The sequence below is a fragment of the Staphylococcus sp. FSL W8-0304 genome (assembly GCF_038006565.1).
GTDB classification, from domain to species: Bacteria; Bacillota; Bacilli; order Staphylococcales; family Staphylococcaceae; genus Staphylococcus; species Staphylococcus epidermidis.
Window position 1 is genome coordinate 2,281,597 of sequence record NZ_JBBOVL010000001.1, and the last position, 25,597, is coordinate 2,307,193.

Here is a 25,597-nt window from a genome sequence, read left to right on the forward strand (position 1 = left end):
ATTTTTTACAAAAAGATAATAATTAATGAGGTGTTCATATGACAAATAATCACTTTCTTAACATAGGTGTGTTACTGTATGGATGTGGTCATCATCAAGCGGCATGGCGTATGAAAGATTCTAATATTGAGGATATCGGCAACATATCTTATTATCAGCATTTAGCTCAAATAGCTGAAAAAGGTCTTTTGGATATCGTCTTTTTTGCAGATAATCAAGCCTTTAATGCAAGTGATAATACTACTATGCCCGCTTTTTGGTTTGATCCTATAATTAACTTATCAGCTATTGCACAAGTTACATCACATATAGGATTAGTGCCAACAATATCGAGTACATTTTCAAATCCATTCACCGCTTCTCGTCAATTATTAAGTCTAGACTACTTATCTCATGGCCGTGTGGGTTGGAATTTAGTCACATCCATGACAGATATTGAAGCCCAAAATCACAGTCTTCAATACTTACCAGAAAGACATGAGCGCTACAAAAAAGCAGATGAATTTGCATCGGTAATGAATCAGCTATTCACTTCTTGGTCAACTGCATCTTATGTACCAGATAAAAACAACAACAAAATTATTGAGTCTAAAGATATTAAACCTTTTTATCATGAGGGAGACTATTTTCAAGTACGAGGACCACATACAACACCACAAAGTCCTCAAGGTAAACCAGTATCTATGCAAGCCGGTGCGTCAAAAGAAGGTATTGCATTAGCAGCAAAATATGCTGATGCTGTTTACTCTGTTTCATGGGATATCAAGCAAGCACGTAGTTATAAAAAGAAATTGTCTGATGCTATTTCTAAAACTCAACATCCAGATAGAAAAATTAAAATTTTCCCTGGTTTAGTAACTTATGTAGGTGAAACCCATGAAAAAGCATTATCAAAAAAAGCAGAACTTGATCAAAAATTACCCATTGAAGATGCTTTAAAGCAACTCAGTTTTTTTGTTCAACAAGATTGTTCAGATTGGGAATTAGATGAACCAGTTCCTCCCTTACCTCCTGCTAAAAATTTCAAAGGTCCGATTGGTCGATATGAAACAGTTTTAGCCATTATAAAAGATAAACAACCGACTGTAAGAGAATTATTAGGTTACTTAAGTGCCGGTGGTGGTCATCTTACTCTTATAGGTACACCTGAGGAGATAGTGGATGAGATGGAGCAGTGGTTTAATGAAGGCGTTGCAGACGGCTTTAATCTGATGCCACCTTCATTACCCCATAGCCTTGAAGATTTTTTAAAATACATTATACCAGAACTACAACGTCGTGCTTTATTTAAAAATTCTTATAATCAATCTACACTACGTACATTATTAAATCTCGACTCATAAAACCGATGTTTTTTATGTATTATTAAAAGAAAAAGGACGTAGACGTGCGAATCGACTCACACATCTACGTCTTACTCAATTTAAAAACTTTATTTTCCGTATTGCTCTATAACTTGTTTAACATCTTTTGCACTATTAATGATGACATCTGCGTCGTAGAGTTCCTCTTTTTTAGCCACGCCTGTTAGCACACCGATAGCTAATCCTAAATGAGCATTAATCGCGGTTTTCATATCGTTGGCCGTATCTCCTACTATTGCTACCTTTTCTGGTTTAACATCAAAAGCATTAAATAGTGGATCTAAAACTTTAGGATGTGGCTTTTCTTCTGCGTGTGTTTCTGTAGAAATTACTAAATCAAAGAGATTTCTAGTTTGCGTTTCCTCCAGAAATTGATCGACTCCTTTTTTAGTATCACTTGTTACTATACCTATGTGATATCCTTCATTTCTAAGAGCTTGAATAGTTTCTTGTACACCATCAATCCAATTGTTTTCAGGCACTCTTGAATCAATGAGTTCCTGACTCGTATCCTTTGTCCAATCTGATGTTTCTTTACCTGTTACACCATTAAAAGACTCTATAATTTCACCTAATGAACCCGATCCCATAACAGAATCTGGCTTAATTTTTTTATCGATAATGCCTAATTGGCGATGTGCCGCTTCCTTATCATGTACTGGAAAGGTTTCTAAAAGTTGATCAACGAGACGTACGCCAATTTTTTCCCAACTACTGTCAAACTCAATCAATGTACCATCTTTATCAAATAATATCCATTCCAATTTTAATTCTCTCCTGAAAATGATTTTTATATTAATTATAGTTACATAAACTATTGTATTATAGATTACATGACAATTATAGGAAACTGAACTTTATTTAAGTATAAAAACTAAAATTGGGTTCAAAATTAAAAATGGCTATTTTCTTTAGGTACTTTTATTAATTAATACATACTTTAAAAGACTCTATTCATAATACGTTTTGTACATCACTAATCTAGAACTTGCTAAAAACAAAATGACTTAACTATACTTTGAAAATTTACTAGACATGACTAGATTTAGAGTTGTTTCACTATGATATAAATTTTCTAACTTGTTATTTATCTATTGTTACAATTAGCATAAATTAGAACCTTTAAATTCTTTTACTGAAAAAATTTGTTAAATAAATCTTTAACTAATCGTTCACTCGATTTACCATCTTTATATTTAAAATTCTTATTTAAAAACGGCTTTACCTTTTCAAATTCAAAATCATTATTTTCTAACGCTAAAATAAGTTCATCAAAAGTTTTCACTATTTTACCAGGAACAAAGGTTTCATAAGGTTCATAAAAATCTCTCGTGTAAATATAATCTTCCAAATCAAAAGCATAAAAAAGCATTGGTTTTTTAAAAACTGAAAATTCATAGATTAAAGAAGAATAATCAGAGATTAAAATATCCGTAATGAACAATACATCATTTACTTCGCGGTAATTTGAAATATCTAAAAAATATTTATTATAAATTGCTGGGATATTTAATTTATTTCTAACAAAAGGATGCATTTTAAACAAAACAGTAGCTTGGTGTTCTTCACAATAACTAGCTAATCTTGCAAAATTAATTTTAAAGAAAGGATAGTGTGCTGTGCGATGCCCACTTCCTCTAAATGTAGGTGCAAAAAGAATGACTTTTTTATTTTTTATAATTGGTAATTTTGTTTCTAAACTTTGTTTAATGCGTGTTTTATAAGATTCATCGAACAAAACATCCGTACGTGGAACACCTGTTGGAATAACCTTATGTTCTTCAATTCCAAAAGCTTCAGCATAGTAAAGAATATCATTATTTGACGAAACATAAGCTTTACTATAATTCCTATGGCCAATAGAATCTATGAAAGGTCCTCCCTTTTTCCCAGTTCTACTAAATCCTACAGTCTTGAAAGCACCCACGGCATGCCATACTTGAACTATTTCTTGGTTTTCTCTAAATTGAAGTTTATATATCATCGGATGATAATCATCAACCAAAATATATTTAGATTTTCCTAAAAAATATGGGAATTTTAATTTATCAATAAACGATCTCCTATTTGCTATATTAGGTTTAAAAATGGAATGAATGACAAGTTTTTTGTCCAATTGTTGTTTAAGCATTTCTTCGTATATAAATTTAAAATTTCCTGACATATTTGCTCTAGAATCTGATGTAAACAAAACATGATTTTTATTATTCTTATATACTGTTTTGGAAATGTTAAATATCGACAAATAGATTTTATCTCTTACATTGAAACTAATTTTCCTCAAAGCTTTATGTAATATGAATGATAAATGCTTAAGTTTACTTATTTTATTTATTTCAGATTTATATTGAACTTTAAAAATAAACTCATTAATTTCTTGGGAAATTGCTGGAACAATGACGTAAGATTTAATCTCTTTGTTATTATACCTTTGAAAACTCTTACCATAATTTTTTAATAAATAACTTTTTTGTAACGATTGGGTCTCAAGTGAGTTGTAATCTCTTAACTCCTCTAAAGTCATTTGCTTTTTTTTATCATTCAAAAATTTTGGATTAATTTGGCAGACGTATTCATCTTCTTGTCGGTTGATTAATATATAATTACCTGTACTTAAAAAATTGCCTTTTTCTAAAATAGCAATATTAAATCTTGCCTCAAAAGTTGATCCTTGAATATTAACACGATTAGCATTTAACAGCTTTGTTTCTGTTAGGTTTCTGAGAAGGAAATTTCTTGTAGGTTTTACTCCTTCAAAATGTCCTTTGACGTAGAGTTGGACACGTTCCCAATAAATGTCATCTATAAATATATTTTGCTTTGTCATAGTTGTTTCCTTTTCTTTAAATATTCCACTTTAAAACTGTTTTTCCCCATGCGTTAGAAATATCATATTCGAACGCTGTAATGAGGTCTTCTATGGTATTTATTTCAAATTCTTTACCTTTAAGTAATGCTAATTGATTAAGAACTTCAGGATATTTACGATACAATTCAATAGTTTTTTCAAAATCCTTTAAACCACTTCTGCTACTACCAATTATAGTTAAACCTTTTTCTAAAACCATTCTTGTATTCACTTGTATAGACAGTTCGCTCACTCCTAATAAAGCGATACTCCCTTCAGGATTAATAATATTGATAATTTGTTCAATAGCCTGCTGACTTCCTTTACCACCCACACATTCAAATGCATGATCAATTTTGATATGTTGAGGAATATTGTCAATTTGAATGATTTCATCTACAAATGAAAAACGGCTTAATTTATATAATGTTTTTCCAAAAACTATAATTTTAGTAGTAGGATATAGTTTTTTTAGTAAAACTGCAGTGATATATCCTAAATTACCGTCCCCCCATATCCCCAATGATTCAAATTGTGGTATTGCTTTTGCTTTAAAACGATCTATTGCATGAACACTAACTGTAACTAATTCAGTATACGACGCTACACTCAAATCAATTTCTTGTGGTAAAGTGACTACTCTATCAGGTTTCATGACTATATAATCTTGCATAAAACCATCATAACCACTTGACTTAAAATGACTAGAAGTTAAATAATTTTCTGCAATGATATTATGCGATTTAGACGGTGTATTGGGAATCATAACAACTTTAGTTCCATTTTTTAGTCGATGTTCAGAGTCGTATACAATTTCACCTACACTTTCATGAATCAATGACATAGGTAATTTCTTAGATAAAATTTTGCTATCTCTATTTCCACAATAATATCTCAAATCGGCTGCACAAATTGACAAATATAAGGGTCGAACAATAACTTTGCTATTATGATTATGTAAATCAATAGTTTTAAATGTTGCTTCAAATTGTCTTGGACTTACTAATTGATATACTTGATTAATCATTATCAACAGCTCCAGTAATAATTGAATTCGCAACTTTTAAATCATATGGTGTTGTAATTTTTATGTTAAATAACTCTCCTTTGACTAATTTTACTGGCTTACCCAATTCTACGAGTATTTTACACGCGTCAGTTAATATTTCCTTTTGAGATTGAGTTAACGATAAATAGCTATCCTTTAACTCTTTTATTTTAAAAGTTTGAGGCGTCTGTCCTTGATACATCTCACTTCTAATTGGAATCTCAGAAATAAATTGTGCATCATTTGAAGAAATGATAGTATCAACAGCATTAACAACCGTATCTACAGCGCCATATTGACTAGCATATTCCACATTCTCTCTAATAATTCGATTTGTTAGAAATGGTCTAACTGCATCATGGGTAACGATGATATCTTCATCATTTAATTTTTTATGTTGCTCAATGCTTTCTATAATATTCATTATAGTGTGATTTCTGTCGTCGCCGCCTTGTATTACTTTTATTTTCTTATCGTCTAATCGATAATTGTTTAGCAAATCGTGCATATAATTGATCCACTTTTGAGGCGTGGCAATAATGATTTCATCAAAGTCCTTATACATTAAAAATTTTTCTACTGTATGAATAATAATAGGTTTTCCTTGTAATAATAAAAATTGTTTGGGTAATGGAACATTTCCCATTCTAGAACCAATACCACCTGCTAATATACCCGCATAAATCATTTTATCTCTCCTTATTCTTAGTTGTGTAAATAAAAAAAGACAGAAAAAACATACGTTAAAAAAGTTTCTCTGTCTAAATTTAATTGATTTATATTCATTTTATATCAATTGTATTTTACCACACACAACAAAAATATGAAGTGATTAATTAATTAAAAAATATTTTTATATAAACGGATTTTAAAAAAGCAGATCGAAATTTAAAAAATCAATCTGCCAAATAATAAATATACTATAGATGATATTTAATAAATAATTGAAAACTCTATTGTTAATACTTAGGAACTTCTACTCTCCATCCGTATTTATCTTCCAATTTGCCACTTTGAATACCAGTATATGTGTCATATAATTTTTGAGTGATTTTACCAGGTTCATTGTTATTAATAACAATTTCTCTATCTTCATAGCGAAGTGTACCTACAGGAGAGATAACAGCTGCTGTACCTGAACCAAATACTTCTGTAAGTTCACCTTTATCATATGCGTTAAACAGCTCTTCTATAGAAACTCTTCTCTCTTCAACTTCATAACCTAAATCTTCAGCTAATTGAATAATTGACTTTCTAGTAATACCAGGCAAGATACTACCGTTTAATGCTGGCGTAACTACTTTGCCATTTTCTACGAAGAAAATATTCATACTACCAACTTCTTCAACATATTTTTGTTCAACACCATCAAGCCATAATACTTGGTCATAACCTAATTTATTAGCGTTTGTTTGTGCAAGTAAGCTGGCCGCATAGTTACCTGCAACTTTAGCGAAACCTACACCTCCGCGTACTGCACGTACATATTCATCTTCGACATAAATTTTAGTTGACTTTAATGTGTCACCACCATAATAAGCCCCTGACGGAGATAAAATAATTAGTAATTTATATTGATGTGAAGAACGTACACCCAAAATACCTTCAGTAGCAAATACAAAAGGACGAATATATAACGATTGACCTTCGCCTTCAGGTACCCAATCTCGTTCAACGTCGACAAGCTGCTTCAACCCTTCTAATAATGCTTCTTCATCAACTTCTGGCATTTCTAAACGTGCTAAAGAATTATTAATACGTTTAAAGTTTTGATCTGGACGGAATAATACAACTTCGCCATTATGTTTATAGGCTTTAAGGCCTTCAAAAACTGCCTGACCATAATGTAACCCTTGCGCTGCTGGTGAAATTTCAAATGGTGCGTACGGCACAATCTTCATATCATGCCATCCTTGATCAGCGTCATAATCAACACTTAACATATAGTCTGTGAAATATTGTCCAAATCCTAAGTTTGCTGTATCAGGTTTTTCTTTTAAAGACTCTCTTTTTTCGAATTTTACTTTTTCTGACATGACTGTTGCCTCCTAATATAATTCCAATTAAATAGATACACTAAATTATATCAATCGTGATTCTACTATTCAATGAATTTTCTAAATATTCAAAATAGATATTAATTTTATTATGTATACAGTATAAGTAAAACACTACCTTTATTAAGTTACAAGTTATGTTATTATCATCACCTATTTTTTCCGTAATTAAATTTGTGTTCTCATCGAAAATTAGCTTCTTTAAAAGTAGACTTGGAACTAAAATAGACTTTTCTTTACCCTATATATTATCATTCAATTTGACCATATGAGCCAAAAAACATCTGTATGAGATGATATATAAATCAGACAATTTGTGTAATGTAGTTACGCGAAAAACTGCTTCTAACTTCACTTGTCATCCAATTTTTTGATGCAGTATCTTTTATTAAAGTTTTAAAAGATAGCTATATACTTTAAAAAATCGGTATGGGCTCAGCATTCTTTTTGTTTTTTCTCAATTGCCTCTAACATCACTTTAGTCATAGTTGGTAAATCATATTTAGGATCAAATCCCCACTCTTCCTGAGCACAGCTCGTATCTATACTATCTGGCCAACTTAATGCAATATCTTGACGCTCTAAATCAATGTCATAATCTAAGGTGAAATCTGGATAGTATACTTGTATAGCTTGTTTTAGCATTTCAGGTTCAATACTCATCGCACTTAAGTTATAGCCATTTCTTGTTTTTAATTTAACACTGTCTTCTTCCATTAATTTGATAATCGCATCAATAGCATCTTCCATGTACATCATATCCATATAAGTGTAACGATTAATATAACTTGTATAATGTCCTTTTCTAACTGCCTTAAAATACATATCAACTGCATAATCTGTTATGCCACCGCCAGGTTCTTTAACATGTGAAATTAAACCAGGAAATCTAACGCTACGTGTATCTACTCCAAATTTGACATAATAATACTGACATAATAATTCCCCAGTTACTTTGTTTATACCATACATAGTCGTTGGTTGTTGTATTGTTAATTGAGGTGTATTTACTTTAGGTGTCGAAATACCAAAAGCTCCTATTGAACTTGGCGTAAAATATTTTAATTGATACCTTCTTGCTGCTTCGAGTGTATTTATAAGTCCCCCCATATTCAAATCCCAGGCAACTAGTGGTTTCTTTTCCGCTGTAGCAGAAAGCAGTGCAGCCATATGCATAAGTGTATCAGCATTGAAATATCTCACTGTTTCAAATAAACGATTTCTATCTGTAACATCTAAGATTTCAAAAGGACCGTTTTTAACTGGAGAGTGTGGTTCTGGCTTTCTTATATCAGTAGCTAATACATTTTCAGTTCCATATCTTTCTCTACACTTAATAACTAATTCAGTACCAATTTGACCAAGTGCTCCAGTGATTATTATTTTTTTCATAAACTAATCTCCTTATATTTAAATATAAAACGCAACTTTTGTAGAATGAACAATCCTCTTACTTAAAAAATATAATAATATGATGGTAATTTCTTTATAAAATATGTTCTTTATTTGTAAAGTCACGCGTACGTTAGTCTAACGTTTGTCTGAAGGCACAGTGACTGACGACTAAAAAGGTAGGTTTGCTCTTTGTTAGTAAAATACGATAAAATATATACTAAAAGTATTGAATTTTAAAGGGGATTTGTATTGTAGATGAAACGAAGTTCATACCTACGTCGTCAATCAAATTTAATTATATCTATGATTATTTTCGTTATTTTTTTAATTGTAGATATCAATGTACTTATTAATAAACATCAAGTTGTGCCTGTGCTATTATCAAGTATCAGTTTAATTATTTTTATCATGCTATTTGTAGTTGCATTGTTCAAATGTATAACTAATTATAAACATCAATCTTAGTTAAAAGTAATTTCCCTATCGTCAGATAAAAAATAAATAGAGCAGTTACGGGTCTACCTGCTCTATTTTTCCTAACATTGATTTAACCTAAGATTGTATTAATTTTTTATAAAAATATTGTGCCACAATGATATCTACAATTGCTAGACCGACCGATTTAAAGACTGTCACTTCTTCTTCAGTTTCGCGGCCAACTTTTTCACCAGAAATAATGTCGCCTAATTCACTATGTAGCATATTTTTAGTTAATATTCCTTCTGCTTGAGGAATTTTTAAATCACCTGTTTCTTCTAAAGCTGCTTCCATAGATTCAACAACAATTTTATTAGCAACAAGCATTGTTTCTGAAGGTATTTCTTGCATATCTGGTTTAAAGGATCCGACTGCATTTAAATGCACGCCTGAATGTAAAGAATGAGTATAAACGGGCTGATTTGCATTTGTTGCTGTAACTACAATATCTGCACTGTCTATCGCTTCATCTGCCGATCTAAATACACTCACTTTAATATTAAATCGATTTCGTATATTTTGAGCAAATTTTTCTGCTTTTTCGAACGTTCTACTTGCGATGTGAATTTTTTCAATATCTCTAACAGCAAGTATCGCTTCAATTAAACCTTCAGCTTGTACACCTGCCCCTATTACACTAAGTGTTTTAGCGTTTTCTTTTGCTAGATATTTAGTAGCTACACCTGAAATTGCACCAGTTCTTACTTTAGTAAGAAAACCACCATCTAATATAGACAATGTTTCTCCTGTTTCATAGTCACTTAAAATAACTGATCCAGTAATAGTCGCTTTCCCTTTTTTTGAATTTTCAGGTGCAAATGAGACTGTTTTAAGTCCAACGATATTTAATTCATCTGATAATGCTGGCATCACTAAATAACGATTTTGCTCATTAAATGGCAAAACATATCTTAATGGCGTTATCGTCTTATTCTCTGAAAAAGCTTGCAAAGCTTTTTCTACTTCTAAAATGACTTCATTCATGTCTAATAATTGAGCTTGTGTTTGCTCATCTATATATTTCATTATTATGAATCCCCCCCACGCGTTTAATGTATTATATAGGATTATTTAGATGGTTAAGTTTTTCACAAAGTTTAATATAACAAGATGTGTTAAATCGTAAGTCTCCATTAAAATTCTTTTGCTTAAATAAACTTAAAAGTCTAAGCTCCTATCTCAAATAATATTGACTTTAAAAAGCTCTTTTCTTCTAATCATTTTAAAAATAAAAATCATATATTTGCTTTATCACAATATATTCTTAATAATCATGATTATTTTGTATTAGGTATATGATATCGATGAACAGGTTTACCATTTTTTTTAATATAGGATTCAATTTGATATCCACCACATTTCTTCATCACTGTTTGAGAAGCAAAATTAAGTGGATTACAAGTCATAAGTACGACCTCTACATTTAATGTCTTAAGTTCATCTAAAGCCTTTTCTAGAAGGATAGTAGCGTAACCTTTCCCTCTATAAGATTTAGCTACACCGTATCCCACATGACCACCAATATTAGATAGTTTATCATTTAATTGATGTCTGATATCAACAGCACCTATAATAATTGAATCTTTAAAATAAAATAGTGTTGTAGTCGGTACAAAACCCTCATCAACTTCACTACAATTAAGCCGATCAACCATATTGTTAAATGAACTATAATTGGCAATATCTGTATTCCCTGGTACCACTTTTTCCTCATTTTCATACCACTCTTGAATATAATAATAGTATGCCTCTTTATCTTGATAGGTTATTGGTCTTATTTCCTCCACTTAAATACCCCATAACTTATATTATTGATAACTCTATTTTAATGTGATTAACTGTGAACATCAAAAATTATAACAAACTATATCATAATAATTTTATATTTCTACATATAAGTTAAGGTATTATTTTATAATAATTTTCTTACTTTTTAATTTTTTCCACTTCTAATAAACTATAATTACTAATTCTAATATTCCTTTAGCCAGAACTTCATATAATATTAAAATGTCGTATACCAATTAAATTCTTAGAAATACGCCTAATTCACATCACTACCTAGTATTTTAGTATTCTACATATTTTTGAATACTTTTACATAAACTTTATCTTCTATAATAACAGTTAATAACAAAAATTTTATGGACGATTTTTTCTTATTAATTTTAAGTGAGGTATTATGATTTGTGTTGTATTTTTATGGGGCTATTCATTTATATTTAATCATTTTAATGTTTCCAAATCTTAATAGATAGTGTAAAAAACGTGTGATATCTTAATAACAAAACAAAGTCTATTTAAGCTAAAACAATAATGATATACTAATATCAATAATTAAGATGGAAGAAGTGATACATGTGTTTGATTGGTTTCAATTAGCAAGTAATAAAGAAAAGAGAATGGTGCAATTACGACGATATTTGCATCAATACCCAGAACTTTCTTTTGAGGAAAAACGTACGCATGATTTTATTGTAAATCAATTGAGCCAATTAGCATGCACCATAGAAACACCAGTTGGACGTAATGGTATAAAAGCAACTTTTAAAGGATCTGATTCAAATGGACCAACGATTGCATTACGAGCAGATTTCGATGCACTACCTGTTCAAGAATTAAATGATGTACCCTATCGTTCAAAAAATAAAGGGTGCATGCATGCTTGTGGACATGACGGACATACAGCTATTTTGCTTGGAGTAGCTGAAATTGTTCATGAGCATCGTCATTTATTGAAAGGTAATGTTGTTTTTATATTCCAATATGGTGAGGAAATTATGCCAGGTGGTTCTCAAGAGATGATTGATGATGGCTGTCTACAGAATGTCGATAAAATATATGGCACACACTTATGGAGTGGTTATCCATCTGGGACAATCTATTCTAGACCTGGAGCAATAATGGCTTCACCAGATGAATTTAGTGTGACTATATATGGAAAAGGTGGTCACGGTGCAAAACCACACGAAACAATAGACCCTATTGTCATTATGGCTGAGTTTATTTTAAGTGCCCAAAAAATAATTTCTCGAACAATTGATCCAGTAAAGGAAGCTGTTCTTACTTTCGGAATGATTCAAGCAGGATCAACAGATAGTGTTATTCCAGATACAGCTTTTTGTAAAGGTACTGTACGTACTTTTGACACAAAATTACAAAGTCATGTTCAAAATAAAATGGATAAGCTCTTACAAGGTTTATCTTTATCAAACGATATTACATATGAATTGGAATATATTAAAGGTTATTTACCAGTACACAATCATCAACAATCATATGATGTAGTCAAACAAGCAGCTAATGATTTACATTTAAGATTTAATGAGTCAGACTTAATGATGATTGGTGAGGACTTTTCACATTACCTTAAAGTACGACCTGGTGCATTCTTCTTAACTGGTTGTGGTAATAAAGACAAAGGCATTACTGCACCTCATCATAATCCTCATTTTGACATTGATGAATCTTCATTAAAATATGCAGCTAGTGAATTTTTAAAAATATTAGAAATTGAAAATGTTTTTTAACAAGAGGATAACTAAGTGTATTAAATCATTTAAATAAAATAGCATAATGAACATTGAATGAGTTATATTCAGAGATATAACAAAAAAAGACTCCCAAATGGGAGTCTTTTTTGATGAATAATATATTATTCAAAGATTTCAGTTACAACGCCTGATCCAACAGTACGTCCACCTTCACGAATTGAGAAACGAGTTCCGTCTTCGATAGCGATTGGAGCGATTAATTCAACTGTCATTTCAACGTTGTCGCCAGGCATAACCATTTCTGTACCTTCTGGTAAGTTTACAACACCAGTTACGTCAGTAGTACGGAAATAGAATTGTGGGCGATAGTTAGTGAAGAATGGAGTGTGACGTCCACCTTCATCTTTAGATAATACGTATACTTCAGCTTTGAATTTTGTGTGTGGTGTAATAGAACCAGGAGCAGCTAATACTTGACCACGTTGTACGTCTTCACGTGCAACACCACGTAATAAAGCACCGATGTTGTCACCAGCTTCAGCGTAGTCTAATAATTTACGGAACATTTCTACACCAGTAACAGTTGTTTTAGAAGTTTCGTGCATACCGATGATTTCAACTTCTTCACCAACTTTGATTTGACCACGTTCAACACGGCCTGTAGCAACAGTACCACGACCAGTGATTGAGAATACGTCCTCAACTGGCATCATGAATGGTTTGTCAGAATCACGTTCTGGAGTTGGAATGTAATCATCAACTGCTTGCATTAAGTCTAAGATTTTTTGTTCGTATTCAGCATCGCCTTCTAATGCTTTTAATGCAGAACCAGCGATTACAGGTACATCGTCACCTGGGAAGTCATATTCGCTTAATAAGTCACGAACTTCCATTTCAACTAATTCTAATAATTCTTCGTCGTCTACCATGTCAACTTTGTTTAAGAATACAACTAATGCTGGTACACCAACGTTACGTGATAATAAGATGTGTTCACGAGTTTGTGGCATTGGACCGTCAGCAGCAGATACAACTAAGATACCGCCGTCCATTTGAGCTGCACCAGTGATCATGTTTTTAACATAGTCAGCGTGTCCTGGGCAGTCAACGTGAGCATAGTGACGTTTGTCAGTTTGGTATTCGATATGTGCAGTATTGATTGTAATACCACGTTCTTTTTCTTCTGGAGCGTTGTCAATCATATCGTATGATTGTGCAACAGTGTCACCATTTTTAGCTAATACAGTTGCGATAGCAGCTGTTAAAGTTGTTTTACCATGGTCAACGTGACCGATAGTACCAATATTGGCATGTTCTTTTGAGCGATCAAATTTTTCTTTTGCCATTATTAAATCTCTCCTATTCTTAATAAAAGTTATTTCAAATTTATCTCTCATGATAGTTTCTCACCATCATGAGAAGAAAATTGATTGAGTGTAGCATAAAAGAATTTATAATTCTTTTATAATGCATTTACCCCTAAAAATCAAATCATAAAAATGTCAGCTTATAAATAAGCTCAACCTGTATTTTAACCTAGCATAGCTAGTCTTAACAAGTTATATTATTCACCTTTATTTTTCTTGATGATTTCTTCAGCAATTGATTTAGGAACTTCTGCATAGTGGTCAAAGTACATTGTGTAAGTACCGCGACCTTGCGTGTTAGAACGTAATGAAGTTGCATAACCAAACATTTCTGAAAGTGGTACATATGCGTTAACAACTTGAGCATTACCACGTGGTTCCATACCGTCTACACGTCCACGACGAGCAGTCACGTCACCCATGATATCACCCATATATTCTTCAGGCATTTCGATAGTAACTTTCATCATTGGTTCTAAGATAACTGGATCACATTTTTTAGCAGCTTCTTTAAGCGCTAATGATGCAGCAATTTTGAAGGCCATTTCAGATGAATCGACATCATGATAAGAACCATCAAATAATTTAGCTTTAACATCAATTAATGGATAACCAGCTAAGACACCATTTTCCATAGCATCTTTAAGACCTTGTTCAACTGATGGAATGTATTCACGAGGAACTACACCACCAACAATAGCGTTTTCGAATTCGAAACCGCCACCTGTTTCGTTAGGAGTGAATTCAATATGAACATCACCATATTGACCACGACCACCAGATTGACGTGAGAATTTACCTTGAACTTGTGCAGGTTGTTTAAATGTTTCACGATAAGAAACCATTGGAGCACCTACGTTACATTCAACGTTGAATTCTTTCTTCATACGGTCAACTAAAATATCTAAGTGTAATTCACCCATACCACCGATGATAACTTGTCCAGTTTCTTCATCTGTGTGTGCATGGAATGTTGGGTCTTCTTCTTGTAATTTAACTAAAGCTTGAGTCATTTTATCTTGGTCAGCTTTAGATTTTGGTTCAACTGATAAGTGGATAACTGGTTCTGGGAATTCCATTGATTCCAAGATAATGTCATTTTTCTCTCCACATAAAGTATCACCAGTACCTGTTTCTTTAAGGCCTACTGCAGCTGCAATTTCACCTGAATAAACAGTGTCAATTTCTTGACGTGAGTTCGCGTGCATTTGTAATAAACGTCCAACACGTTCACGTTTATCTTTAGAAGAGTTCTTCACATATGAACCTGAAGATAATGTTCCAGAGTATACACGGAAGAATGTTAATTTACCAACATAAGGGTCAGTCATAACTTTAAATGCCAAAGCAGCAAATTCTGCTGAATCATCTGGTTTAGCAACAACTTCTTCATCAGGGTTGTTCGCACGATGACCAATAATTGGTTTAACATCTAATGGTGAAGGTAAATAATCAATTACTGCATTAAGCATTAATTGAACACCTTTGTTTTTGAACGCTGTACCACAAAGTACTGGGTAGAATTCTACGTCAGTAGTAGCTTGGCGGATAGCATCTTTTAATTCATCAACTGAAATCTCTTCATCCCCAAGATATTTCTCCATTAAATCGTCGTTGTTTTCAGCAACAGCTTCAATTAATTGAGCGCGAGCTTCTTCAGCTCTTTCTTTATGGTCTTCTGGAATTTCGATTTCATCGATTTCTGTACCTAGGTCGTTTGTATATTTAAAGCATTTCATTTCTACTAAGTCAATGATTGCTTCAAATTCATCTTCTGCACCAATAGGTAATTGAATAGGTGCTGCATTTGCTTGTAAACGATCATGTAAAGTGCTTACTGAATATTCAAAGTTCGCACCTAATTTGTCCATTTTGTTTACAAAAACAATACGAGGTACACCATAAGTTGTTGCTTGACGCCAAACTGTTTCAGTTTGAGGTTCTACACCTGATTGTGCATCAAGTACAGTAACGGCACCATCAAGTACACGTAATGAACGTTCAACTTCAACTGTGAAGTCTACGTGTCCAGGAGTATCAATGATGTTTACACGGTGACCTTGCCATTGTGCAGTTGTAGCAGCAGATGTGATAGTAATACCACGGTCTTGCTCTTGTTCCATCCAGTCCATTTGTGAAGCACCTTCATGTGTTTCACCAATTTTATGGATACGACCTGTGTAGTAAAGAATACGTTCAGTCGTAGTTGTCTTACCAGCATCAATGTGAGCCATGATACCGATATTACGAGTATTTTTCAAAGAAAAGTCTCTTGCCATGTATTTTTTCTCCTTCCAGTATTTACTGAATAAGTACTATAGATATGGCGATGCCCTAAGCATGAGCCATTTATTGGTAAACCATATAACGGAACACACTCAGGGTAATTGCTTTAATCTTACCAACGGTAGTGAGCAAATGCTTTGTTCGCTTCAGCCATTTTGTGAGTGTCTTCACGTTTTTTGACTGCACCACCTGTATTATTTGCAGCATCTAAGATTTCGTTAGCTAAACGGTCTTCCATAGTTTTTTCACCACGAAGACGCGCATAGTTAACTAACCAACGTAATCCAAGAGTAGTACGACGTTCTGGGCGCACCTCAACTGGTACTTGGTAGTTAGAACCACCTACACGACGAGCTTTAACTTCTAATACTGGCATGATATTATTAATTGCTTCTTCGAACACTTCTAATGCATCACGACCACTACGTTGTTCAACAAGATCAAATGCAGAATAAAGAATTCTTTGAGCTGTTCCACGTTTACCGTCTAACATAATTTTGTTAATTAATTTAGTAACTAACTTAGAGTTATGAATTGGATCTGGTAATACATCTCTTTTAGGTACTGATCCTTTACGAGGCATAATCTAAATCCTCCCTTCCTATTATAGTATATTATTTAAAAATATATTTAAAATTTACGTAATTTTAAACTTAATTTTTTGGTTTTTTAGTTCCGTATAATGAACGTCCTTGTCTACGTCCATCAACACCTGAAGTATCAAGTGCACCACGTACGATATGGTAACGCACACCAGGTAAGTCTTTCACTCGTCCACCACGAACAAGTACAACACTGTGTTCTTGTAAGTTGTGTCCGATACCAGGAATGTATGCGTTAACTTCAATGTTATTTGATAAACGCACACGTGCATATTTACGTAACGCAGAGTTAGGTTTTTTAGGTGTCATTGTACCTACACGAGTACATACACCACGTTTTTGAGGTGAGTTTAAGTTAGTAAATTGTTTCTTTTTACTATTGAAACCTCTGTTTAAAGCTGGTGAATCTGATTGTTTCGTTTTGCTTTTTCTTGGTTTACGTACTAATTGGTTAATAGTTGGCATTGAATATGTCCTCCTCTCTTCATTTTTTAATCCCACACATCCAGGTGGTTCATTTTAAGGTTAAATAAAATTTAGTAAGTAAAACACTTACTAATTCTCACTTATTAATGCAACTATTGTCGCATTAACATTAATACCTACATATTTTCCTAACGCACGTTGGCTAGAAAAAAATGATACTGGTATATTTTTATGATTGATATAGCTTAACACGCGAGTTAGCAAATGAACTTCAACGTCTTGAGCAATAATCAATGATGTAACTTGACCTTTCTTTAACGCTTTAAGCGTTTCTTTAAGACCAACTACATATTGTTGTTTGTTAAAGCGTGCAACTTTTTCATTAGACATCTACATATCCTCCAAAGTTCTGCTTGCATCAACCTTTAATATATTAACATTATTTATTACTAGTAGTCAACAACTTATATTTGCATTTATAAATAAAATACAAAGCACTTCAAAATTTCATAGTAATTATTACAATATCTATAATTTGTAGTAAAAAAGAAAAGAGTGGGACATAAATTAAACTAAACGCATCGTCCCACTCTTGATTGATAACTCTGGCACAAATATTTTCGTCTGAAAATTTCTGTACTAGAATTTTATGGCTCATAATTTTCGGCCTAATGCATGATTTGTGATAATGTCATAAATCAAAGTCTAATTAGACTCATTAATCTATCGTTTCAACTTCTTCACTTGTTTCTGTTACTGGTGCAGTAGCTTTATCGTATTGAATATCACTATAACGTCTCATACCAGTACCAGCAGGAATTAACTTACCGATAATAACATTCTCTTTAAGACCAAGTAAATCATCACGTTTACCTTTAATAGCTGCATCAGTAAGCACACGTGTTGTTTCTTGGAATGAAGCTGCTGATAAGAAGCTTTCAGTTTCCAGAGAAGCTTTAGTAATACCAAGTAATACTGGTTTAGCTGTAGCTGGACGTTTACGATGTTTGAATGCATCTCTGTTAGCATCAGTAAAGTTATGAATATCAACTAGTGAACCTGGTAATAATTTAGTGTCACCAGCTTCAATAATGCGAACTTTACGTAACATTTGTCTTACCATAACTTCAACGTGTTTATCGTCAATTTCAACACCTTGCATACGGTAAACCTTTTGTACTTCTTTTAATAAGTAACTTTCAGTTGCATTTAGGCCTGCTACAGATAAATAGTTTTTAGGTTCAATTGAACCCTCTGTTAGAACTTCACCACGTTCAACAGATTGACCTATTTCAACTTTAAGTCTTGAAGTACCTGATGCTAGATAAGATCTAGTTTCATTAGCACCTTTAACAATTATTTCTTGTTGGCGATCTTTTGCTAATTTAATATCATCAACTACACCTTCGATTTCAGTAATCACAGCTTGACCTTTTGGATTACGTGCCTCAAAGATTTCTTGGATACGAGGAAGACCTTGAGTGATGTCACTTCCTGCTACACCACCAGTGTGGAAAGTACGCATTGTAAGTTGGGTACCTGGTTCACCGATAGATTGAGCGGCAATTGTACCAACTGCTTCACCCACTTCAACTTTTTCACCAGTAGCAAGGTTTTTACCATAACATTTTTCACATACACCATGACGTGTGTTACATGTAAATGCTGAGCGTATATACATTTGCTCAATACCTGCATCAGTGATTTGTTTTGCAATATCTGGTGTAATTAATTCGTCTGGGCGAATAATTACTTCGTCTGTTTCAGGATGTCGAATTGTTTCTTTAGAATAACGACCTTCGATACGTTCGATAAATGGTTCAATCATTTCAGTTCCTTCTTTTATATCAGAAACTAATAAACCACGGTCTGTACCACAATCTTCTTCACGAACGATAACATCTTGTGCTACATCAACAAGACGACGAGTAAGGTAACCAGAATCAGCTGTTTTAAGTGCTGTATCGGCAAGACCTTTACGCGCACCGTGTGTAGAAATAAAGTATTCTAATACCGTTAAACCTTCACGGAATGAAGATGTGATTGGTAATTCAATAATCTTACCAGATGGTGCTGCCATTAATCCACGCATACCAGCTAATTGAGTGAAGTTTGATGCATTACCACGGGCACCAGAATCACTCATCATGAATATTGGGTTAGTTTTTTCAAGAGACTGCATTAATTCGCCTTGAATTTGGTCTTTTGCGTCAGTCCAAATTTCTACAACAGCATTGTAACGCTCGTCTTCAGTGATTAAACCACGATTATACTGTTTAGTCACACGTTCAACTAATTTTTCATGTTCATCTAAAATGTCTTGTTTATCTGGAAGTACAACAATGTCAGAAACACCAACAGTAATACCAGCTTTAGATGAGAATTTGAATCCTAAATCTTTCATTCTATCAAGCATCATTGAAGTATCAGTAATGCTAAATCTATTGAATACTTCTGCTATGATATTTCCTAAGAACTTTTTGTTGAAAGGTTCAATAAGTTCTGTATTATCAAAGTATTCTTTTAGTCCACCTTCACCTAATTGTGTAGGATCAACAAAGTATTTATCAGGTGTCGTTCTTTCTAGGTTAGCTTGACTTGGTTCATTAATGTATGCAAATGAATCAGGAATAATTTCATTGAAAATAATTTTACCTACTGAAGTAGCTAAAATTTTGCTATTTTGCTCATCAGTAAACGTTGGATTATTAAATGAATTAGCATGAACACCAATACGAGTGTGTAGATGTACATAACCATTTGCATAAGCTTTTAAAACCTCATTAGTATCGTTAAAGATTGCACCAGTATTCACGGCATCTTTTCGCTCTAATGTTAGGTAATAGTTACCTAAAACCATATCTTGTGATGGTGTTACAACTGGCTTACCATCTTTAGGGTTTAGGATGTTTTGTGCTGCAAGCATAAGCATACGTGCTTCAGCTTGAGCTTCTTTTGATAATGGAACGTGAACAGCCATTTGGTCACCATCAAAGTCTGCATTATAAGCAGTTGTAACAAGAGGGTGAAGGCGAATTGCACGACCTTCTACTAGAGTAGGTTCAAATGCCTGAATACCTAATCTGTGTAGTGTTGGAGCACGGTTTAATAGTACTGGATGCTCAGTTATAACATCTTCTAGCACATCCCAAACTTCATCGTCCATACGTTCAATTTTACTTTTAGCATTTTTAATGTTTGTTGCAATTTCACGTTGAACTAACTCTTTCATAACGAATGGTTTAAATAATTCAAGCGCCATTTCTTTTGGTAAACCACATTGATACATTTTCAAGCTTGGTCCAACTGCGATAACTGAACGTCCTGAATAGTCAACACGTTTACCTAGTAAGTTTTGACGGAAACGTCCTTGCTTACCTTTAAGCATATGTGAAAGAGATTTCAATGGACGGTTACCTGGTCCCGTTACAGGGCGACCACGACGACCATTGTCAATTAAAGCATCGACTGCTTCTTGTAACATACGTTTTTCATTTTGAACAATGATGCCTGGTGCTCCAAGGTCTAATAAACGTTTCAAACGGTTGTTACGATTGATAACACGACGATACAAGTCATTTAAATCACTTGTAGCGAAACGTCCACCGTCTAATTGAACCATCGGACGAATTTCAGGTGGTATAATAGGTAATACATCTAAAATCATCCAAGAAGGATTATTCCCAGAATTTCTAAATGACTCAACTACCTCTAAACGTTTAATCGCACGTGTTAATCTTTGACCTGTTGCAGATTCAAGCTCATCACGTAACTCTTTTAATTCTTCATCTAAATCAATTTCTTCTAATAGGTCTTTTATACCTTCTGCACCCATTTTGGCAACAAATTGATTTGGGTATTTATCATAATATTCTCTGAATTCAGCTTCAGATAATAATGTTTTCTTTTCAAGTCCAGTTGGTCCTGGATCAACTACAACATATGAAGCGAAGTATATTACTTCTTCTAATGCTCTAGGAGACATATCTAATAATAGCCCCATACGACTTGGAATTCCTTTGAAATACCAAATGTGAGATACGGGTGCTGCTAATTCAATATGACCCATTCTTTCACGACGCACTTTTGATTTCGTTACTTCAACGCCACATCTATCACATACCATACCTTTGTAGCGTACACGTTTGTACTTACCACAACTACATTCCCAATCTTTAGTAGGTCCGAAAATTCTTTCGCAGAATAGACCATCTTTTTCAGGCTTAAGTGTACGGTAATTTATTGTTTCAGGTTTCTTAACTTCACCATAAGACCAAGAGCGAATTTTTTCAGGTGAAGCCAATCCTATTTTCATATAATGGAAATTATTTACATCAATCAAGGAGCCTACCTCCTTCAATTTAGATTAGCTGTGCTATTTGATTGATTACATACATTGAAATTAAATACCTTAAAGAGGTTGAAATGACTAGCATTTCATACCTCTAAGGTTTCAATTATCTTAAGTGCTTATTAATCGGTAGTTTCTTTTTGTGATTCTGGAGCACTCTTTTGTTGTAAATCTACTTTGCGTTCTGCTGCATCTTCGTCATCAACATCGGCCATTTCGATTTCATTATCATGCTCATCCATCACTTTAACATCTAGACCTAAACTTTGTAGTTCTTTCATCAATACTCGGAATGATTCTGGAACACTAGGTCTAGAAATGTTCTCACCTTTAACTATAGACTCGTAAGTTTTAACACGACCTACAGTATCATCAGATTTATAAGTTAAGATTTCTTGTAAAGTATAAGCAGCACCATAAGCTTCAAGTGCCCATACCTCCATCTCACCGAAACGTTGACCACCGAATTGTGCTTTACCACCTAATGGTTGTTGTGTAACAAGTGAGTATGGTCCAGTAGAACGTGCATGTAACTTATCATCTACCATGTGTGCAAGTTTAAGCATATACATGACACCAACTGAAATACGATTATCGAAAGGTTCACCAGTTCGTCCATCGTATAGGACAGTTTTACCATCACGCGCCATTCCAGCTTCTTCGATAGTTGACCAAACGTCATCATCGTTGGCACCATCAAACACTGGAGAAGCAACGTGGATTCCTAAGTTTTTAGCTGCCATACCTAAATGTAATTCTAATACTTGTCCAATGTTCATACGTGATGGTACACCTAATGGGTTTAACATAATGTCGATTGGTCGACCATCTGGTAAATATGGCATATCTTCTTCTGGAACAATCTTAGAAATAACACCTTTGTTACCGTGACGACCACACATTTTGTCACCAACATGTATTTTACGTTTTTGGACAATATATACACGTACTAATTGGTTAACTCCAGGAGATAAAGTATCGTCTCCTTCTTCACGATTAAAGACTTTAACATCTAAAACGATACCGCCAGCACCATGAGGTACACGTAATGATGTGTCACGAACCTCACGTGCTTTTTCACCAAAGATAGCGTGTAATAATCTCTCTTCAGCTGTTAATTCTGTTACACCTTTAGGCGTTACTTTACCTACTAAGATGTCACCGTCTTTAACCTCTGCACCAACGTAAACGATACCACGATCATCTAAGTTCTTAAGTGCACTTTCAGATACGTTTGGAATATCACGTGTGATTTCCTCAGGTCCTAATTTCGTATCACGAGCTTCTGACTCATACTCTTCAATATGAATAGATGTATATACATCATCTTTAACTAGTCGTTCACTCATAATTACAGCATCCTCATAGTTGTAACCGTCCCATGTCATGAAACCAACAACTACATTTCGTCCTAATGCCATTTCTCCTAATTCCATTGAAGGACCGTCCGCTAAAATCTCATTATATTCAACAACATCTCCAATTGATACAATCGGACGTTGGTTATAACAAGTACCAGAGTTTGAACGCTTGAATTTCGCTAAAGGATAACGATCTAATTCACCTTCATGCTCAGTTCCATTTTCTTCAACTAAACGACGAACTAAAATTTCATTAGATTCAACATGTTCAACGCGCCCTCTATGCTTAGCAGTGATTGCAGCACCAGAGTCTCTTGCGGCTACATGTTCCATACCTGTACCCACAAATGGAGCTTCAGGATTCATTAAAGGCACTGCTTGACGTTGCATGTTTGCTCCCATTAACGCACGGTTAGAGTCGTCATTTTCTAAGAATGGAATACATGCTGTTGCTGCTGAAACAACTTGCTTTGGTGAAACGTCCATGTAATCCATTTTCTCTTTAGCCATAACAGTGTTATTACCACGGAAACGACAAACAACTTCATCATCTAAGAAACGTCCATTTTCATCAAGTCTAGAATTAGCCTGTGCAACAACGTAGCTATCCTCTTCATCAGCTGTCAAATAATCTATTTGATCGGTGATTGAGTTTGTATCTAAATCCACTTTACGATATGGCGTTTCAATAAAACCAAATTCATTCACTCTAGCATAACTTGACAATGAGTTTATTAAACCAATATTAGGACCCTCAGGTGTTTCAATTGGACACATACGCCCATAGTGAGAGTAGTGAACGTCACGCACTTCCATTTGAGCACGTTCACGTGTTAATCCACCAGGCCCTAAAGCAGATAAACGACGTTTGTGCGTTAACTCTGCTAACGGGTTAGCTTGGTCCATGAATTGAGATAATTGTGAACTACCAAAGAATTCTTTGATTGATGCAATAACTGGTCTGATATTAATCAGTTGTTGTGGCGTAATAGAATCTGTATCTTGTATTGACATTCTTTCACGAACAACACGTTCCATTCTTGATAAACCGATACGGAATTGATTTTGTAATAGCTCACCGACAGAACGTAAACGACGATTACCTAAATGATCAATATCATCTGTATAACCAATGCCATTCAATAAGTTGAAGAAATAACTCATTGAGGCAACAATATCTGCTGGAGTAATACATTTAACTTCAGAATCAGGTAGTGCATTACCAATGACAGTAGTCGTACGACCTTCTTCATCGTTAGGCACATATACTTTAATAGATTGTATTTCTACAGGTTCGTCAATTACGCTACCTTCAAGTTCAAATACTTCGCTATTAGCGTTTGTTTCTAATACGTCCATGATTTCGTCAAGTTTACGACGATCTAAAACTGTTCCTTCGTCAACGACAATTTCACCAGTTTCACTGTTAACAATTGGCTCTGCTAATTTTTGATTGAACAAACGATGTTTTAGGTGTAATTTTTTGTTCGCTTTATAACGACCTACACTAGCTAAATCATAACGTTTAGGGTCGAAGAAACGAGAATATAATAAACTTTTAGCATTTTCTACTGTTGGTGGTTCGCCAGGACGTAAACGTTCATAAATCTCTAATAAAGCTTGTTCTGTATTTTCTGTCCCATCTTTTTCTAATGTATTACGTAAATACTCGCTGTCTCCTAATAAGTCAACAATTTCTTGATCAGTTGAGAAACCTAGCGCACGTAGTAATACAGTCAATGGTAATTTACGTGTTCTATCGATACGAACATATACAACATCTTTAGCATCTGTCTCATACTCTAACCAAGCACCACGGTTAGGAATGATTGTTGCATCATAGTTTTCACGTCCATTTTTATCGATTTTCTCGTTAAAATACACGGATGGTGAGCGAACTAATTGAGATACGATAACACGTTCAGCACCATTAATTACGAACGTACCTGTATCTGTCATCAGTGGAAAATCACCCATGAAGACTTCTTGTTCTTTAACTTCACCAGTTTCTTTAATAATAAGACGCACTTTCACACGAAGAGGTGCTGCATAAGTAGCGTCACGGTTTTTTGATTCTTCTAAATCATATTTAGGTTCACCTAATCTGTAATCTACAAATTCTAAAGATAGGTTGCCAGTGAAATCTTCAATTGGAGAAATATCTCTGAACATTTCTAATAAACCTTCTTTAAGGAACCAATCATAAGATTTTGTTTGAATTTCTATTAAGTTTGGTAATTCTAATACTTCTGAAATTCTCGCGTAATTTCTACGTTTACGATGTCTTCCATATTGGACAACTTGACCTGCCAAACAGATTCACCCCTCAAAAATTGTGTGTTCACCCTTACTTTTCAATTGAATATAATAAATAATATAAAAGACAAAAAGAAAACGGCAACACATATGATGACACCATTTTCGATTTCTATTTACACTTAATTAATTTATCCATTTTACGTAAAAGTACACACTTATTGAACATAAATTTTTACATTTTATAACTATATCAGAATACCAT

18 protein-coding genes are annotated in these 25,597 nt (G+C 33.7%); 3 read left to right on the top strand and 15 right to left on the bottom strand.

The features are described from left to right. Window positions 1–38: 38 nt before the first annotated feature. On the top strand, window positions 39–1,343 hold the full coding sequence (locus NST35_RS10865; RefSeq protein ID WP_002438706.1) for an NtaA/DmoA family FMN-dependent monooxygenase: 1,305 nt from the start codon (window positions 39–41) through the stop codon (window positions 1,341–1,343). A gap of 89 nt (window positions 1,344–1,432) precedes the next feature. On the opposite strand, the gene NST35_RS10870 is transcribed toward NST35_RS10865, so the two are convergent. The 6 genes from NST35_RS10870 to NST35_RS10895 form a co-directional block, all read right to left on the bottom strand. Beyond that, complete coding sequence (locus NST35_RS10870) at window positions 1,433–2,128, bottom strand: HAD family hydrolase (RefSeq protein ID WP_002438704.1); 696 nt, start codon at window positions 2,126–2,128, stop codon at window positions 1,433–1,435. A gap of 368 nt (window positions 2,129–2,496) precedes the next feature. Beyond that, a complete protein-coding gene (locus NST35_RS10875) occupies window positions 2,497–4,191 on the bottom strand; it encodes a CDP-glycerol glycerophosphotransferase family protein (protein ID WP_002445746.1) in 1,695 nt (564 codons plus the stop codon). A gap of 16 nt (window positions 4,192–4,207) precedes the next feature. After that, window positions 4,208–5,239 (bottom strand): alcohol dehydrogenase catalytic domain-containing protein, encoded by a 1,032-nt coding sequence (locus NST35_RS10880; protein ID WP_002445745.1) that lies wholly within the window; start codon window positions 5,237–5,239, stop codon window positions 4,208–4,210. After that, window positions 5,232–5,948: an IspD/TarI family cytidylyltransferase gene (locus NST35_RS10885; protein ID WP_002445744.1), complete on the bottom strand. Its 717-nt coding sequence runs from the start codon at window positions 5,946–5,948 to the stop codon at window positions 5,232–5,234. Before NST35_RS10885 ends, NST35_RS10880 begins: the two co-directional genes overlap by 8 nt. A 271-nt stretch (window positions 5,949–6,219) precedes the next feature. Further along, a complete protein-coding gene (locus tag NST35_RS10890) occupies window positions 6,220–7,296 on the bottom strand; it encodes a branched-chain amino acid aminotransferase (protein WP_002486095.1) in 1,077 nt (358 codons plus the stop codon). Window positions 7,297–7,752: 456 nt separating this feature from the next. Next, window positions 7,753–8,709 (bottom strand): NAD-dependent epimerase/dehydratase family protein, encoded by a 957-nt coding sequence (locus NST35_RS10895; protein WP_001832307.1) that lies wholly within the window; start codon window positions 8,707–8,709, stop codon window positions 7,753–7,755. Between the two features lie 258 nt (window positions 8,710–8,967). Here NST35_RS10895 and NST35_RS10900 point away from each other — a divergent pair, with 258 nt between their 5' ends. After that, window positions 8,968–9,177, top strand: coding sequence for a hypothetical protein (locus NST35_RS10900; protein WP_002469109.1), 210 nt, complete (start codon window positions 8,968–8,970; stop codon window positions 9,175–9,177). Window positions 9,178–9,264: 87 nt separating this feature from the next. On the opposite strand, the gene NST35_RS10905 is transcribed toward NST35_RS10900, so the two are convergent. Both NST35_RS10905 and NST35_RS10910 read right to left on the bottom strand, forming a co-directional pair. Further along, window positions 9,265–10,215, bottom strand: coding sequence for an ornithine cyclodeaminase family protein (locus NST35_RS10905; protein WP_340747308.1), 951 nt, complete (start codon window positions 10,213–10,215; stop codon window positions 9,265–9,267). A gap of 251 nt (window positions 10,216–10,466) precedes the next feature. Beyond that, entirely contained in the window at window positions 10,467–10,976 is a 510-nt protein-coding gene (locus NST35_RS10910) for a GNAT family N-acetyltransferase (protein ID WP_001832276.1), read from the bottom strand. Between the two features lie 573 nt (window positions 10,977–11,549). Here NST35_RS10910 and NST35_RS10915 point away from each other — a divergent pair. After that, window positions 11,550–12,719, top strand: coding sequence for a M20 family metallopeptidase (locus NST35_RS10915; RefSeq protein WP_002494717.1), 1,170 nt, complete (start codon window positions 11,550–11,552; stop codon window positions 12,717–12,719). Between the two features lie 125 nt (window positions 12,720–12,844). Here the strand turns inward: NST35_RS10915 and tuf are convergent, their stop codons facing one another. The 7 genes from tuf to rpoB all read right to left on the bottom strand — a co-directional run bounded on the left by tuf (window position 12,845) and on the right by rpoB (window position 25,389). Continuing rightward, on the bottom strand, window positions 12,845–14,029 hold the full coding sequence (gene tuf, locus NST35_RS10920; protein WP_001832289.1) for an elongation factor Tu: 1,185 nt from the start codon (window positions 14,027–14,029) through the stop codon (window positions 12,845–12,847). Between the two features lie 218 nt (window positions 14,030–14,247). After that, window positions 14,248–16,329 carry an elongation factor G gene (fusA, locus tag NST35_RS10925; protein WP_001832287.1) on the bottom strand — a complete coding sequence of 694 codons (2,082 nt, stop codon included), beginning with the start codon at window positions 16,327–16,329 and terminating at the stop codon, window positions 14,248–14,250. Between the two features lie 119 nt (window positions 16,330–16,448). Continuing rightward, window positions 16,449–16,919 (bottom strand): 30S ribosomal protein S7, encoded by a 471-nt coding sequence (rpsG, locus tag NST35_RS10930; protein WP_001137495.1) that lies wholly within the window; start codon window positions 16,917–16,919, stop codon window positions 16,449–16,451. Window positions 16,920–16,989: 70 nt separating this feature from the next. Next, a complete protein-coding gene (gene rpsL, locus NST35_RS10935; protein ID WP_001833079.1) occupies window positions 16,990–17,403 on the bottom strand; it encodes a 30S ribosomal protein S12 in 414 nt (137 codons plus the stop codon). A gap of 90 nt (window positions 17,404–17,493) precedes the next feature. Next, the gene (locus NST35_RS10940) at window positions 17,494–17,754 is read right to left on the bottom strand and encodes a ribosomal L7Ae/L30e/S12e/Gadd45 family protein (RefSeq protein ID WP_001832275.1); all 261 of its coding nucleotides are present in this window, start codon (window positions 17,752–17,754) and stop codon (window positions 17,494–17,496) included. A gap of 328 nt (window positions 17,755–18,082) precedes the next feature. Continuing rightward, window positions 18,083–21,679 carry a DNA-directed RNA polymerase subunit beta' gene (gene rpoC / locus NST35_RS10945; RefSeq protein ID WP_161386571.1) on the bottom strand — a complete coding sequence of 1,199 codons (3,597 nt, stop codon included), beginning with the start codon at window positions 21,677–21,679 and terminating at the stop codon, window positions 18,083–18,085. A gap of 158 nt (window positions 21,680–21,837) precedes the next feature. Next, window positions 21,838–25,389, bottom strand: a complete 3,552-nt coding sequence (gene rpoB, locus NST35_RS10950; protein ID WP_001833083.1) for a DNA-directed RNA polymerase subunit beta — start codon at window positions 25,387–25,389, stop codon at window positions 21,838–21,840. Between the last annotated feature and the right edge of the window lie 208 nt (window positions 25,390–25,597).

Bases quoted from the DNA above. Each gene is read 5' to 3' on its own strand.
- NST35_RS10865 (WP_002438706.1), top strand. From the start codon at position 39: ATGACAAATAATCACTTTCTTAACATAGGTGTGTTACTGTATGGATGT.
- NST35_RS10875 (WP_002445746.1), bottom strand. From the start codon at position 4,191: ATGACAAAGCAAAATATATTTATAGATGACATTTATTGGGAACGTGTC.
- NST35_RS10880 (WP_002445745.1), bottom strand. From the start codon at position 5,239: ATGATTAATCAAGTATATCAATTAGTAAGTCCAAGACAATTTGAAGCA.
- NST35_RS10885 (WP_002445744.1), bottom strand. From the start codon at position 5,948: ATGATTTATGCGGGTATATTAGCAGGTGGTATTGGTTCTAGAATGGGA.
- NST35_RS10890 (WP_002486095.1), bottom strand. From the start codon at position 7,296: ATGTCAGAAAAAGTAAAATTCGAAAAAAGAGAGTCTTTAAAAGAAAAA.
- NST35_RS10895 (WP_001832307.1), bottom strand. From the start codon at position 8,709: ATGAAAAAAATAATAATCACTGGAGCACTTGGTCAAATTGGTACTGAA.
- NST35_RS10900 (WP_002469109.1), top strand. From the start codon at position 8,968: ATGAAACGAAGTTCATACCTACGTCGTCAATCAAATTTAATTATATCT.
- NST35_RS10905 (WP_340747308.1), bottom strand. From the start codon at position 10,215: ATGAAATATATAGATGAGCAAACACAAGCTCAATTATTAGACATGAAT.
- tuf (WP_001832289.1), bottom strand. From the start codon at position 14,029: ATGGCAAAAGAAAAATTTGATCGCTCAAAAGAACATGCCAATATTGGT.
- fusA (WP_001832287.1), bottom strand. From the start codon at position 16,329: ATGGCAAGAGACTTTTCTTTGAAAAATACTCGTAATATCGGTATCATG.
- rpsG (WP_001137495.1), bottom strand. From the start codon at position 16,919: ATGCCTCGTAAAGGATCAGTACCTAAAAGAGATGTATTACCAGATCCA.
- rpsL (WP_001833079.1), bottom strand. From the start codon at position 17,403: ATGCCAACTATTAACCAATTAGTACGTAAACCAAGAAAAAGCAAAACG.
- NST35_RS10940 (WP_001832275.1), bottom strand. From the start codon at position 17,754: ATGTCTAATGAAAAAGTTGCACGCTTTAACAAACAACAATATGTAGTT.
- rpoC (WP_161386571.1), bottom strand. From the start codon at position 21,679: ATGAAAATAGGATTGGCTTCACCTGAAAAAATTCGCTCTTGGTCTTAT.